This window comes from Bradyrhizobium sp. RT6a (assembly GCF_040547675.1).
Lineage (GTDB): Bacteria > Pseudomonadota > Alphaproteobacteria > Rhizobiales > Xanthobacteraceae > Bradyrhizobium.
In genome coordinates, this window is sequence record NZ_JBEPQC010000003.1 from 693720 (window position 1) to 706891 (window position 13172).

At 63.2% G+C, this 13172-nt stretch carries 11 protein-coding genes; 5 read left to right on the forward strand and 6 right to left on the reverse strand.

Features of this window, described 5'->3' with window-relative positions; all coding sequences use genetic code 11:
• Positions 1 to 45: 45 nt before the first annotated feature.
• From ABIC03_RS21305 to glgC, 3 genes are read right to left on the reverse strand one after another with little or no spacing between them, the layout of a single operon-like run.
• Positions 46 to 306, reverse strand: coding sequence for a SemiSWEET transporter (locus tag ABIC03_RS21305; protein WP_354060734.1), 261 nt, complete (start codon positions 304 to 306; stop codon positions 46 to 48).
• 37 nt (positions 307 to 343) lie between these two features.
• Positions 344 to 1798: a glycogen synthase GlgA gene (gene glgA / locus ABIC03_RS21310; protein ID WP_354060736.1), complete on the reverse strand. Its 1455-nt coding sequence runs from the start codon at positions 1796 to 1798 to the stop codon at positions 344 to 346.
• Complete coding sequence (gene glgC, locus ABIC03_RS21315) at positions 1795 to 3057, reverse strand: glucose-1-phosphate adenylyltransferase (RefSeq protein ID WP_275173549.1); 1263 nt, start codon at positions 3055 to 3057, stop codon at positions 1795 to 1797. The genes glgA and glgC overlap by 4 nt, the downstream gene beginning before the upstream one ends.
• A gap of 345 nt (positions 3058 to 3402) precedes the next feature.
• On the opposite strand from glgC, the gene ABIC03_RS21320 reads away from it, so the two are divergent.
• The gene (locus tag ABIC03_RS21320; protein WP_275173550.1) at positions 3403 to 3873 is read left to right on the forward strand and encodes a hypothetical protein; all 471 of its coding nucleotides are present in this window, start codon (positions 3403 to 3405) and stop codon (positions 3871 to 3873) included.
• Between the two features lie 204 nt (positions 3874 to 4077).
• Here ABIC03_RS21320 and ABIC03_RS21325 read toward each other — a convergent pair whose 3' ends face one another.
• Positions 4078 to 4257: a hypothetical protein gene (locus ABIC03_RS21325; protein WP_275173551.1), complete on the reverse strand. Its 180-nt coding sequence runs from the start codon at positions 4255 to 4257 to the stop codon at positions 4078 to 4080.
• A 172-nt stretch (positions 4258 to 4429) separates the two neighbouring features.
• On the opposite strand from ABIC03_RS21325, the gene ABIC03_RS21330 reads away from it, so the two are divergent.
• On the forward strand, positions 4430 to 7528 hold the full coding sequence (locus ABIC03_RS21330; protein ID WP_354060739.1) for an ATP-binding protein: 3099 nt from the start codon (positions 4430 to 4432) through the stop codon (positions 7526 to 7528).
• A gap of 5 nt (positions 7529 to 7533) precedes the next feature.
• Here the strand turns inward: ABIC03_RS21330 and ABIC03_RS21335 are convergent, their stop codons facing one another.
• A complete protein-coding gene (locus tag ABIC03_RS21335) occupies positions 7534 to 8628 on the reverse strand; it encodes a catalase family protein (RefSeq protein ID WP_354060741.1) in 1095 nt (364 codons plus the stop codon).
• A 441-nt stretch (positions 8629 to 9069) separates the two neighbouring features.
• Here ABIC03_RS21335 and ABIC03_RS21340 point away from each other — a divergent pair, with 441 nt between their 5' ends.
• The 3 genes from ABIC03_RS21340 to ABIC03_RS21350 all read left to right on the forward strand — a co-directional run bounded on the left by ABIC03_RS21340 (position 9070) and on the right by ABIC03_RS21350 (position 11549).
• A complete protein-coding gene (locus ABIC03_RS21340; RefSeq protein ID WP_275173554.1) occupies positions 9070 to 9912 on the forward strand; it encodes a CmcJ/NvfI family oxidoreductase in 843 nt (280 codons plus the stop codon).
• A gap of 106 nt (positions 9913 to 10018) precedes the next feature.
• Complete coding sequence (locus ABIC03_RS21345) at positions 10019 to 10330, forward strand: septal ring lytic transglycosylase RlpA family protein (RefSeq protein ID WP_085350223.1); 312 nt, start codon at positions 10019 to 10021, stop codon at positions 10328 to 10330.
• Between the two features lie 49 nt (positions 10331 to 10379).
• Positions 10380 to 11549, forward strand: a complete 1170-nt coding sequence (locus ABIC03_RS21350; RefSeq protein ID WP_354060744.1) for a Gfo/Idh/MocA family protein — start codon at positions 10380 to 10382, stop codon at positions 11547 to 11549.
• Between the two features lie 216 nt (positions 11550 to 11765).
• Here the strand turns inward: ABIC03_RS21350 and ABIC03_RS21355 are convergent, their stop codons facing one another.
• Positions 11766 to 13076 carry an ABC transporter substrate-binding protein gene (locus tag ABIC03_RS21355; protein ID WP_354060746.1) on the reverse strand — a complete coding sequence of 437 codons (1311 nt, stop codon included), beginning with the start codon at positions 13074 to 13076 and terminating at the stop codon, positions 11766 to 11768.
• Positions 13077 to 13172: the final 96 nt, after the last annotated feature.

Consider the following 13172-nt stretch of genomic DNA (forward strand, 5'->3'; position numbering starts at 1 on the left):
CTCTCCCTCTTCCCCCGCAAGCGAGGAGAGTTGAAGAAGGGTGGCTCACCCGTATTTCAGCTTCATGAACAGGATGCCGCCGGCGAGCACCATGGTGATGGCGTTTGCGGCGACGAGAGGTGCATCGCCCGACAGCAGGCCGTAGACGAGCCAGAGCGCCAGCCCCAGCACCGTGACCAGGAACATGCCGAGCGAAATATCGCCGGTGGAGCGGGTCTTCCACACTTTGATGGCTTGCGGCGCGTAGGCCACGGTGGTGCAGGTCGCGGCGGCAAAGCCGATCAGCTTGATCACAAAGGGGTCCATGGCGGCTCTATAGCATTGATTCGACGATGGTCGCGCCTCAGGCGCGCGCCGTCATGAGGCCGCGATAGAGCGCGGCATAGTCACCGGCGCGGTTGCGCCAGGACACGTCGGTCGCAAGGCCGCTCAGTTGCAGCCGGCGCCAGGTCAGCTTGTCGTGAAAGGCGATGTTGGCCTTGCGCAGCGTGCCGGCCAGGGCATCCGCGGTGACGGGTGCGAACTTGAAGCCGGTGGCATCGTGGCCCGATTTATCGGCCTCGCCGATATCAACGATGGTGTCCTCGAGGCCGCCGACGCGCGATACGATGGGCACGGCGCCGTAGCGCAGCGCGCAGAGCTGGGTCAGGCCGCATGGCTCGAACCGTGACGGCACGATGAGCGCGTCCGAGCCGGCCTGGATCAGATGCGCCATGATCTCGTCGTAGCCGATCACGACCCCGATCCGGCCGGGGTTCGCGCGCGCAACGGCCTGATAGCGATCCTGCAGATCGCGGTCGCCGCTGCCGAGCAGCGCGAGCTGCATGCCTTCGCGCAAGATGGTCGGAATGGCCTCGAGCAGGAGATCGAGCCCCTTCTGCCAGGACAGGCGACTGATGACGCCGAGCAACGGCGCTTCGTCCGAGGAATCCAGATTGAACTGTTGCTGGAGCACCGCCTTGTTCGCGGCCCGATGTGTGAGGTCCTCCGCGCCGAAGCGGTAGGCGATGTGCGGATCTTCTTGCGGATTCCAAACGGATACATCGATGCCGTTGAGGATGCCGCTCAGCACGTTGGCGCGGGCGCGAAGCAGACCGCCAAACCCCATGCCGCCCTCGTCGCTCTGGATCTCCTGCGCATAGGTCGGCGACACCGTGGTGATGCGATCGGCGAATTGCAGGCCGGCCTTCAAAAAACTGATGCCGCCGAAATATTCGAGGTCGTTGACGCCGTAGGCGCGCCACGGCAGGCCAATCGAACCGATCAGCTCGGGCGCGAACTTGCCCTGATAGGCCATATTGTGGATGGTCATCACGGTGGCGGGCCGCGGCCGGTTGTCGTAGTGCAGATAGGCTGGCGCGAGCCCGGCCTGCCAGTCATGGGCATGCACCACGTCGGGCACGAAGGCGGGAACGAGGCCGTGGCCGATATCGGCCGCGATGCGCGACAGCGCGGCGAACCGCACGCCATTGTCCGGCCAGTCCAAGCCTTCGGGCGTCACGTAGGGGTTGCCAGGCCGCGCGTAGAGATGCGGCACGTCGAGCACGAACAGATCGAGGCCGTCATGCGAGCCGGCGAGCAGACGTCCCGGGCCGCCGAAGTAATCCGGCCAGCGCCGGATTTCGTCGGCTTCCCCCAGCCCCCGCATCACGTCGGGATAGCCCGGCATCAAGGTGCGCATCTCGACGCCATGCGCCTTCAGCGCGATCGGCAGCGCGCCCGCGACATCGGCGAGGCCGCCGGTCTTGACGATGGGATAGACTTCAGAGGCGACCGCGAGGACGCGAACAGGCGTCATGTATTGAGCCTGTCGAGCATCGGCTGGGTGATGAGCGAAATGCCCTGCTCGGTGGTGCGGAAGCGTCTTGCATCCAAATCGGGATCTTCGCCGACGACGAGCCCTTCCGGGATCTCGACGCCGCGATCGATCACGACGTTCTTCAGGCGCGCGCCGCGACCGACATTGACGTAAGGCATGATCACGGCGTTCTCGACGTTGGCGTAGGAGTTGACGCGCACGCCGGTGAACAGCAGCGAGCGTCGCAGCGAGGCGCCGGAAATGATGCAGCCGCCCGAGACCAGCGAGCTCACAGCCTGGCCGCGCCGGCTTTCCTCGTCGTGGACGAATTTTGCCGGCGGTGTGATCTCCGAATAGGACCAGATCGGCCAGGCGCTGTCGAACAAATCGAGCTCGGGCACCACGTCGGTGAGGTCGATATTGGCGGCCCAATAGGCATCGACCGTGCCGACGTCGCGCCAATAAGCGCGGGGGTCGCTACCGGAGCGGACGCAGGAGGTCGAGTATTGGTGCGCCATGGCGCGGCCGTTCTTGACGAGATAGGGGATGATGTCCTTGCCGAAATCGTGGTTGGAGTTCGGGTCCTCGGCGTCGCGCTTGAGCTCCTCGAACAGGAATTTCGCGTCGAACACGTAGATGCCCATGCTGGCGAGCGAGACGTCCGGCTTGCCCGGCATAGGCGGCGGGTCTTTCGGTTTTTCCAGGAACTCTTTGATCCATCCGTTCTCGTCGATATGCATGATGCCGAAGCCGGAAGATTCCTGACGCGGCATCTCCAGGCAGCCGACGGTGACGTCGGCGCCGCTGTCGACATGCTGGCGCAGCATCACCTCGTAATCCATTTTATAGATATGGTCGCCGGCGAGAACCACGATGAAACGGCAGGCGTGGGATTCGATGATGTCGATGTTCTGGTAGACCGCATCGGCTGTGCCGACATACCACATGTTTTCGGAGACGCGCTGGCTAGCCGGGAGGATGTCGAAGCTCTCGTTGCGCTCGGGACGGAAGAAATTCCAGCCCATCTGAAGGTGCCGGATCAGGCTGTGCGCCTTGTATTGGGTGGCCACCGCGATTCGCCGGATGCCCGAGTTCACCGCGTTGGACAGTGCGAAATCGATGATGCGGGATTTTCCGCCGAAATAGACCGCGGGCTTGGCGCGCCGGTCGGTCAGCTCCAGCAGCCGGCTGCCGCGTCCGCCGGCCAGGACGAACGCCAGCGCCTGACGGGCAAGCGGCTCGGGTCTCGCGGCACTCATGTCATTCTCCCACAACTCTGGCGCTCGCGAGAAGCCTCCCGGCCGCGCACATTTGGAACCGATAGTAACGGCACGAATAGTAAATCGGGAAGGTGGTTGTTGGTTGCGAATGCGCCGGAAGCTTAATGCTTTGCCGCGGTGATCGGGCCCCAGTCGCCGTCTTGCCGGTGTCACACGGCGCGAGGTTGTCGAGCCCGTCGGGGACCGGTTGATCACAATGGAGGCATGCGTCTTGTGCGGTGCACGCAAATTCGAGGCCGAATTTCTGGCTTTGACCTTGCGCCAGGATGCCCGATCATGGGCTGCGTCCATGTCCAAGGGAAACGTCAGACAGGGAGTGAGACGATGACGATCTGGAAAACGGCAATCGCCTGTTCGCTGGCCGGCGCGGTGATGGCCGGCCAAGTCGAGCGGGCCGCCGCGGGCCCGATGCCGACAAATGTCGCGACCATGAAGGCCGCGGTCGGCGATGATGTCACGCAGGTGTATTGGCGCGGCCGAGGTTTTGGATGGGGTATTGGCGGCCTCGCAGCCGGCGCGATCATCGGCAGCGCCATCGCCAGCAGCGCCTATGGCTACGGCTACTATGGCGGCGGTCCATATTACGGCGGCTACGGATATCCGGGGCCGGCTTACGGCTATGCGCCTGCCTATTATGGCGGCTATGGACCGAGTTACGCCTATGGACCGGGCTACGGTTATGGCGGCTATTACGCGCGTCCGCGCTATTACGGCTATCGCGCCTATCGTCCATATTACGGTCCCCGTTACGGCTACTACCGGCCGTACCGGGCCTATCACCGCGCGTATTGGTGATTGATCAAACGGGCGGACCCGCTCGCCGCAGGTCGACGATGCTGAAAGGGTTTGAGGGCCGCTGTACGCAAGCGGCCCGATCGGCTTGCGCGCGTTGAACCCGGTGATGCGGCACGACGAGCCGGCCATGCCCGCCCGCGACAATGCCGATGCAGATCGCGGCGATGATCGCGATCTCGATGTACCATTCGAGCGGTCCCGAGCTCATGGCAGCGCGATGGTGTTGGTAAGATCGAACTCGGACAGGCCCGGGCCGCGGCACGCGAGGTAGATGGCGAGGAGGAAGATGCGGCTGAGGACGGTGACGCCTAATATGACCCTCACGTCGTAATGACGAATGGCAAAAGCGAGAGGCGGGATCGCCAAATGTTTTATAATGCTCATGGCTAACTCCTTGCCAAAATTCAGGCATCGACTGCCTGTCGACTGAAATGACAGCGTGATGAAAAGGCCGTCCGACGCCTTCGGCGTCTCTAAATGGACAGGCCAATGCTAGTGCCGGCGCAGGGCGCAGGTCTTTATCGTGTCCTTACATTTGGCTGAGCTTTCCCTTAAGATGGGGGAGCATCCGGGGGTCGGAGCCGTGCGTACAGACGCGCTTGCCTTTGGTGAATTCCGCCTCGACCGTGCCAACGCGCTATTATGGCGAGGCGGGGAGCGGATCGCGTTGGCCCCGAAGCCATTCGAGGTTCTTTGCCATCTTGTCGGTCGGCCCGGTGAACTCGTCACCAAGGAAGAGTTGCTCGACGCGGTCTGGTCCGATCTGCACGTCAGCGAGTCGAGCCTCGCCGTTGCCGTGAACGCGCTACGCTCGGTGCTCGGCGACGACAGACAATCTCCCAACTACATCGAGACGGTCACGCGGCGCGGCTATCGCTTCATTGCGCCGGTCGCGATCGCCGAATTGCCTGCGATCGAGCGGGCGGCCGAAGAGGAGGCGGCGTCCGCCACGGAGCAGGTGGTCGATCGACGCCGGCACTGGAGGGTCGGGCGCACTGGGCCACTCGATACGCTGGACGAGGCGTTGCAACTTGCTCGTACCGGACAGCGTCAGGTCGTCTTCATCACCGGCGAGGCCGGGATAGGCAAGACCACCCTCTTGCAAATGACGCTCGACAGGATGAACCAGCAGGGACTGAGCGTGCTGCACTGTAGCTGCAACGAGTTGTTCGGCACCCACGAGGCCTTTCTTCCGCTGATCGGAGCGCTGAACGAGTGCTGCCGTCGAACCGATGGAGCATCGCTGCTGACTGCGATACGCGAGCACGCGCCGACCTGGCTTGCGCAAATGCCCGGTTTCCTCGGCGAAGCAGACCGGGCCGCATTCCAGCATGAGGTCTTCGGCGCAACCCGGGAGCGCATGCTGCGGGAATTTGCCGATCTCATGGAGCATCTCGCCGTCAGCCGACCATGGGTGATCATCCTGGAAGATCTGCATTGGAGCGACTTCGCCACCGTGGATGTGCTCTCCCGGCTTGCGCGCCGGGATCGGAGGGCTTCTATCCTCGTGCTGGCCACCTATCGGCCGATGGAAGTCGCCGTCGGCGGACATCCTATCCGTGCGGTTCACCAGGACTTGCGGATTCACGGACACGCCACCGAGCTCGCGCTCGATCGGCTGACCGGCACCGACGTCGAACGCTATCTTTCGCTGCGCTTCAACTCGGCCGATTTTGCCAGAGAGCTGGTCGAGCGCATCTTCGTGCGAACCGGCGGGCATCCTCTGTTCGTGTCGTCTCTGCTCGACCATCTCGTGGCGCAGGGCGCGCTGGTCGAGCACGAATTGGGCTGGCGGCTGGTCAGCGAAGACGCGGCCTCGCATGACAGCATGCCGCGCGATCTCGAAGGAATGATCAAGCAGCAGATCGATCACCTCACCGTGGATGAGCGCTGCCTGCTCGAGGTCGCCAGTGCGGCGGGAGCGGAGTTTTCCGCGCTCCATATCGCCGGTGCGCTGGAGCGTCCTGTGCTGGATGTCGAGCAGATGTGCGAGGACCTGGCGCGGACCGATCACATTATTGTCGTTGCCGGCATGACTGAGTGGCCGAACGGAGGTGTCTCCGGTCGCTATGCGTTCCAGCACGCGCTTTACCAGGAGATCCTCTACCAGCGGCTCGCGCCGGCGCGCCGCATGAAAACCCATGCGCTGCTTGGGGCGGGGCTCGAGCAGGGCTATGGGCCGCAGGCTGGGGAGATCGCCGCCGTTATTGCGCGCCACTTCGAACTGGGCCGTGATTTCCCGAAAGCGATGCATTATTTGGGCGCGGCCGCCGAGGGTTCGGCGCGAAGGTTCAGCACACGCGAGGCCGCCAACTACCTGTCCCGCGCTTTGGAACTGGTGCCGCATCTGCCGCCGGGGTTTCGGGTGACGACACGTCTGAAGTTGCTGCTGCAGCGCGCCTGGGCCTGGCGGGCCAGTGGAGATTTCCTGAATTCCTTGCAGGATCTCAGCGCAGTCGTCGCGCACGCGGCGGAGAACGGGCACGTGCGCGAAGAGGTGAACGCACTGGTCGATCTCAGCAGATTCTGTCTTTACGTCGATCGACGCCAGAGCCTGCCTGTGGCCGAACAGGCCCTTGTCAAGAGCAGGGCGATCGACGACGCCGCGTTCAGCGCGCTGGTCCAGGGGAACGTAGCCAATTTGAAGCTGATGCTCCGCGGCTGGGACCGCGAGAATGCGGACCTTGCCGAGCGTGCGTCAGCACTGATCACCGGAGAGCAAGATCTGAGCATGCGGCTGCGACGCTGCTCGATGGAGATGGTGCTGGAGTTCCTGCGCGCGAATTATCCGGCCTGCTGCGATGCGACGAGCCGGGGAAAGGAGCTCGCCCGCTTGGTCGGTGACGTCTATCTGTTCGTACTCTATGAATCGGTCGAGGCGTTCGCCCAGATTTATCACGGTGAATGGGGCCAGGCGCAACGAAACCTTGTCTCCGCGTTGGCTATCTCGGAGCGGAATGCAAATCCGCAGGCCGTCGCGCTGTGTCATCTCGCGATCGGATGGCTGTATTCCGAGGCGGAGGAATATGGCAGCGCGTCACGGCGCGCGGAGGATGCACTCGGCCCGATGATCGAGGCCAATCCGTTCACCTTCTTCGTTGGCAGGAATTTGCTGGCGCGAGCTTACATCAGGATGGGCGATCTGGCTCGGGCGCGGCAGCATCTCGATGCGATGGAGCGGCGAATGGAGGTCGATCGGGTGCCGATGGAGTCGCTGGTCATCCCGCATTATCTGCTGACTTGCTGCGACTATTGGATCGCGATCGGCGATCTGGACCGCGCCCAGAGTTCGGCCCGCCAGTTTCATGAGGTGACGAGCGCGGCGCCCGACCGGCCGTTTCTCGCGCTGTGCTACGAGGCCATGGCGAGAATTGCGATCCTGAAGCAGGATGCGCAACTCGCCGGCCAGCATTTGTCGACGGCCATTTCGATCGTCCGCCATGCCAGGTTGCCGCATGCCAGCTGGCGGGTTTATCGCACGACAGCGGTGCTCTATGGGAGCCTCGGACAAGCGCAAAGGGCTGCCAAATGGCGGCACCGCTCCTGCCAGGTGATCGCATCGCTGGCAGAGACGCTTGATCCCGGCGATCCGCTGCGGTCGGCATCCTTTTTCGACGCAGACCGGCACACCGGGCCCGATATTGCGGGACGGTGATCGGCTCAATCCGGCAGGTCCGCGATCTCTCGCGGTTCTCCGGGCCGTTGCTTGACCCTGAATTGGTTTTGCTGCTGCCGCAGCGTGCGGGAGGCTCTGTAGGCATCCCTGCGCAACCGCATGATCGAGCCGAGCGGCTGATGCGCGGCGAGACATCGCCATGGATCGAACGAAAGCACCTCGTCGGAATAGACGCGACGCGCTGGGCTGTCGGCGGTCTGGCGCGGAAGCGTGATCTTGCCGAGTGCTTGCGGCGGCGCGACGTCTTCGGGCCAGTCGATCGAGGCATCTTCGATCGGTGTTCGCTGCAGGTCGGTGCAGAGCTGGGCAAACAGTTCGTACTCGGCCGCATTGTCCTTGAAGAAGGCAGCGACGCTGTTCAGCACGGCATCATCGGCATCGTGGCAGGGCTGGCCGGTGAGTTGGCGAACCGAGGCCGAGATCGGCACCAGGCGAAGCCTTGCGATATAATCGCCAAACCGCAATGCTCCCTCCGTGTGAAAGGTTTCTCCGAGAATGTTGCTGCCGGCATCACCGAGCGCTTTCAAGACGATCGGGATCGGAATGCCTGTTCTGTCCGATGCGGCGACCAGCACGCGCGCGAGAAAGCCTATGGGTACGTACGCCAGATCAGGCAGGAACAGGGTGCGCTCGACCTGGTGCTGTGCGCGCATATAGGCCATCGCATCCGCGAAATAGCTGGGGTGATTGACGAGCAGGAGATCCTGGTTCGTCGTATCGTCGTCGCCGAGCGCCTTAGCCCCAGTCACGCCCAGGACCTTGATGGCAAACCCCCGTGGCGAACGTACGCGATCGCTCCTGTTGAATGCAGTGGATAGGCGGACGATGATCGGGAAGTGGCCAGCCTGCTTGAACAGGCCCTGGCGCAGATGATCAGGCAAATCCTCGTAGACGATCAGCTCGCCCCGGAGATAGCCGGCGCCCTTGGCGTGCTGCTGCCGGGTCCCATGCTTCTCGTTGTGAAAAGTGCGGGCGCTCGTCCGCGAGATCGAGGCAACGATCGCCTCGACGGCCGCAGCTTCCTCCGGCTGGATTTGTTCGACGGACGGATCGTAACGAAGATACTGACTGGCTGACATGGCGCTGATCTCCAGCCCGAAGGTCGCCTTCCCATTGCAAGCGTCGACGGCCGCAGGGCGCATCACTGTAAGCCCGTCCAGTCGGGATCGGCAATCCAAGAGCGGGCTGCGTTTGCCTGGACAAGCCGGGGATGAGGCATCCTGCTACCGACGAGATCACAGGATCGATGCTAGGCCGATGGCGGCTCGTAAGTCCTTATGAGCTCCTTATGTTGTCCTGATGTTTTCCTTAAGGCCGGTCGGACGAGGCACGAGATCTCACAAGGCTCTCAAGCATCCGTGAAGCGGATGGAGCGCATTCCAACCCGACAGGACTCCGCGAAACGTTCGTTCTGCGTTTCATGCCGACGACAAAACCCGCATTGCTATTTGCACGACCTCCCTTGCGTCACGCCCGGCCCCCTCAAAAATCATCCAGACGACCACATCGGGAGACCGGCCATGGGCCTGCAAGAAACAAAAATCGAATCGCTTCCCTTCGTCACCGCTGAACTCAATTACCTCGCGCCGGTTTCGGGCAAGCCGCGCACCTATGCCTTCGATCCGCCGCCGGGTGAGCCCAAGAGCACATCATTGCCGGAGCCGCATCAGGTCCCGATCTTCGATGCGCGACTGATCGCCCATAATTTCTCGCTCGACCGCGAAGGCTTTGCGCTGGTGCGGCATCCGAACCAGGTGAAGGACTTCTCCAACGAGGAGGAAATCAAGGCGGTCTACTATCCCGCCGTCGAGGCCTTCCTGCGCGCAACGCTGAAAGCCGACCGCGTTGTTATCTTCGACCATACCGTGCGCAGGCGCGTCGAGGGCGCCGCGGACATTCGCGACGGCGGACCGCGTCAGCCGGCAACGCGCGTCCACGTCGACCAGACCGCCGTCTCGGGCGCCAACCGCGTGCGCGAACATCTGCCAGATGAGGCCGACGAGCTGCTGAAAGGCCGCGTCCAGGTGATCAATCTATGGCGGCCAATCCGTGGCCCGTTGCGAGATTCGCCGCTGGCGATGGCAGATGGCACGACGGTCGCGCCCGACGATCTCGTCGCCTCCGCTCTCATCTATCCCAACCGTCGCGGCGAGATTTATTCGGTGAAATACAATCCGAACCATCGCTGGTTCTATTTTCCCGAGATGACGACGGACGAAGCGCTGCTGCTCAAATGCTACGATTCCGCAACAGATGGCCGCACCCGCTTTGGGCCGCACACCGCGTTCGTCGATCCGACCACGCCAGCAGATGCGGCGCCGCGCGAAAGCATTGAGGTTCGGACGCTCGTGTTCCACAAATAGTAACAATGTGTGATGGCACTGCCGGGCGCGGCCCGGCAGTTGCTCAGGAACCCATGGGAACCAACAAACGTTTCTGCGCGGGGTAGGGCCAACCGGGAGCGGTGCCGTGCGAGCGCAGACCACGTTATTTTCTTGCCTTGCCACTTTTTCGCTTTCTGCTGTTTCCTTTGCCCACGCCGAAAGCGGGCTTGCCTCCTATTACGGATACGGAAAAGCCGGGAAAGGCGAGCTGACCTGCGCGCACCGGACGCGCCCCTTCGGAAGCGTGCTGAGGGTGTCCTACGGCAGCCGCTCGATTCAATGCCGCGTCAACGATCGCGGCCCCTTCATCCGCGGCCGGATCGTCGATCTGTCGGTGCCGGCCGCCAAAGCGCTGGGCATGATGAGCGCCGGTGTGGTGCGGGTCTCGGTGGAATAGACCCGCCGGCGCGCTATAGTGCTGCCCAAAGCATGGGTCTGGGGGCGCTATGGCCAAGATCAAAGTGGGACTCGTCGGCTGCGGCTTTGTGTCGGAGCTGCATATGTATGCGTTCCGGCGCGTCTACGGCGTGGATGTGGAGGTCGCGGCGGTCGCTGCGCGCGGCGACCATGTCGTCGAATTTGCGCAGCGCCACCAGGTCCCGCGGGTCCATCGCAGCTTCGCCGAGCTGATCGCAGACCGCGAGCTCGATGTCATCGACATCTGCACGCCGCCAAATCTTCATGCGGGGATGATCGTCGCCGCCATGCAGGCAGGCAAGCACGTGATCTGCGAAAAGCCGTTCGCCGGCTATTTCGGCCGCGACGGCGACCGGCAGCCGATCGGCAAGCATGTGCCGAAGGCGCTGATGTATGAGCGCGTGCTGGAAGAGATGGACGCCACGCGTGCCGCGATCGAGCGCACCGGAAAGCTCTTCATGTATGCCGAGGACTGGATCTACGCGCCGGCCGTGACCAAGACCGCGGAGATTCTGAGAGCGACCAAGGACAAAATCCTGTTCATGAAGGGCGAGGAGAGCCATTCCGGTTCGCATGCGGCCCATGCCGCGCAATGGGCGATGACCGGCGGCGGCTCGCTGATCCGAATGGGCTGCCATCCGCTTTCCGCCGTGCTGTATCTCAAGCAGGTCGAGGCCAAGGCGCGCGGCGAAACCATTCGCGTCGCCAGCGTCAGCGGTGACGTCGGCAACGTCACGGCCGTCCTGAAGCCGGAGGAGCGCACCTACATCAAGGCCAATCCTGTTGACGTCGAGGACTGGGGCACCCTGACTGCCACCTTCTCGGACGGCACCAAGGCCACCGTGTTCTCCGGCGACATGATCATGGGCGGCGTCCGCAATCTGATCGAGACCTACACGTCAGGCGGCTCGCTGTTCGCCAACATCACGCCGAACAATCATCTGATGAGCTACCAGACCTCCGAGGAGAAACTCGCCTCCGTCTACATCACCGAGAAGGTCGACCGCAAAACCGGCTGGCAATATGTCTGCCTCGAAGAGGAGTGGACGCGCGGCTATCTCCAGGAGATCCAGGACTTCATGGAATGCGCCGCGACGGGGCGGCAGCCGCTGTCGGATCTGGCGCTGGCGTACGAGACGATCAAGGTGAACTACGCAGGCTATTGGGCGGCGGAGGAGGGACGACGGGTGGTGTTGTAGGGGCGTGATGAACTCACTGAGCTAACCGCAGGCACGCTGCCAATCCTTCTCCCCCTTGTGGGAGAAGGTGGCGCGAAGCGCCGGATGAGGGGTTGTCTCCGCGGATTCAAATGAGAGATGGATTCGCGGAGACAACCCCTCACCCGTCTCGCCGCTTCGCGGCGAGCCACCCTCTCCCACAAGGGGGAGAGGGTGCACCGTCTGCGCGGCTTCAACCTACGTCCCGTAAGTCGACCCCTTCGGCAGCGGAAACACCGGGTCTTGCGTCCGGATGTTCGTCGGCCACACCACCGAGATGTGCTCGCCGGCGTTCTGCATCACGACCGGGGTCGAGCGCTCGTTCTGGCCGGAGAGCGGCGTGCCCGGCGGGAAGAATTTCACGCCATAGCCCTGGATGGTGCCGCCGGCGGGAATGTCGACGTCGAGCGCGGCCTTGCGAATGGCCTCGGGCTCGAAGCTGCCGTACTTCTCCTTGGCGACCGGCAGCACGTTGTTGAGCAAGATCCAGGTCTGGTTGAAACCCATCGAACAGTGCGGCGGCACGTCGGTGGCGCTGGTCTTGGCCTGGTAGCGCGAGACCATGGTCTTGGTCAGATCGCCGATGCCAGGCGCGAGCTTGGCGGCATCGAGCAGTTGCGCCGGTACCGGATCGATGTTGCAGAAATTGTCGATGTCGGGGCCGAAGGTCGCGCGCAACTTGTCGAGCTGGCTGTAGCCGGCGCCCGCGCCGAACAGCATCTTGAAGCGCAGGCCGCTCTCGCGCGCCTGGCGCAGGAACAGGGTGATGTCGGGGTTGTAGCCGGCATGCGAGATCACATCGACCTTGGCGCGCTTGAGCTTGGTCACGAGCACCGAGAGGTCGGGCGCGGAAGCCGAATAGCCTTCGCGCATCACCACCTGGATGCCCGCCTGCTTGGCATAGGCCTCGTCCGCCGCCGCGACGCCGACGCCATAAGGGCCGTCCTCGTGAATCAGCGCAACCTTGACGTCCTTCGGGTCCATGCCGAGCTTGCCTTGCGCGTGCTCGGCGACGAAGCCCGCGAAGGCCTGGCCGTACTGATCGGAATGGATCTGCGCGCGAAACACGTATTGCAGGTTCTTGTCCTTGAACACGGCGGTCGAGACCGCGGTCGTGATCCAGAGGATCTTCTTCTGCTGCTCGACCTTCGCCGCCATCGGCACCGCATGCGCGCTGGAATAGACGCCGTTGATGATGTCGATCTTTTCCTGGCTGATCAGCCGCTCGGCCTCGTTGATCGCCACGTCGGCCTTGCTCTGCGAGTCCGCCGCAACGGGCACGATCTTGGTCTTGCCGCCGATGCCGCCCTTTTCGTTGACGAGGTCGATGGCGATCTGGGCACCGACCGAGGAGGCGACCGAGCCGCCGGCGGCGAACGGACCGGTGAGGTCGTAGATCAGGCCGATGCGCAAATTCTCGGCTTGCGCCTGGGCCCGTGTCCAATCGAGGCTGAGTGCGGCGGCCGCGGCCGCCGAGCTCTTCAGCAGCTGCCTGCGTGAAGTCGGCATTCTATCCTCCCTCAAAAACCGTCTTATGATTTGGTCTTGTTATTCTTTTTCGAAGTATGGGGAGCGGGGCGGCGGAAAGTCAACATGGCGAAAGTC

Excerpts from the sequence above, each read along its gene's own strand:
- ABIC03_RS21305 (WP_354060734.1), bottom strand. The coding sequence starts at position 306 with ATGGACCCCTTTGTGATCAAGCTGATCGGCTTTGCCGCCGCGACCTGC.
- glgA (WP_354060736.1), bottom strand. The coding sequence starts at position 1,798 with ATGACGCCTGTTCGCGTCCTCGCGGTCGCCTCTGAAGTCTATCCCATC.
- glgC (WP_275173549.1), bottom strand. The coding sequence starts at position 3,057 with ATGAGTGCCGCGAGACCCGAGCCGCTTGCCCGTCAGGCGCTGGCGTTC.
- ABIC03_RS21320 (WP_275173550.1), top strand. The coding sequence starts at position 3,403 with ATGACGATCTGGAAAACGGCAATCGCCTGTTCGCTGGCCGGCGCGGTG.
- ABIC03_RS21325 (WP_275173551.1), bottom strand. The coding sequence starts at position 4,257 with ATGAGCATTATAAAACATTTGGCGATCCCGCCTCTCGCTTTTGCCATT.
- ABIC03_RS21330 (WP_354060739.1), top strand. The coding sequence starts at position 4,430 with ATGGGGGAGCATCCGGGGGTCGGAGCCGTGCGTACAGACGCGCTTGCC.
- ABIC03_RS21335 (WP_354060741.1), bottom strand. The coding sequence starts at position 8,628 with ATGTCAGCCAGTCAGTATCTTCGTTACGATCCGTCCGTCGAACAAATC.
- ABIC03_RS21340 (WP_275173554.1), top strand. The coding sequence starts at position 9,070 with ATGGGCCTGCAAGAAACAAAAATCGAATCGCTTCCCTTCGTCACCGCT.
- ABIC03_RS21350 (WP_354060744.1), top strand. The coding sequence starts at position 10,380 with ATGGCCAAGATCAAAGTGGGACTCGTCGGCTGCGGCTTTGTGTCGGAG.
- ABIC03_RS21355 (WP_354060746.1), bottom strand. The coding sequence starts at position 13,076 with ATGCCGACTTCACGCAGGCAGCTGCTGAAGAGCTCGGCGGCCGCGGCC.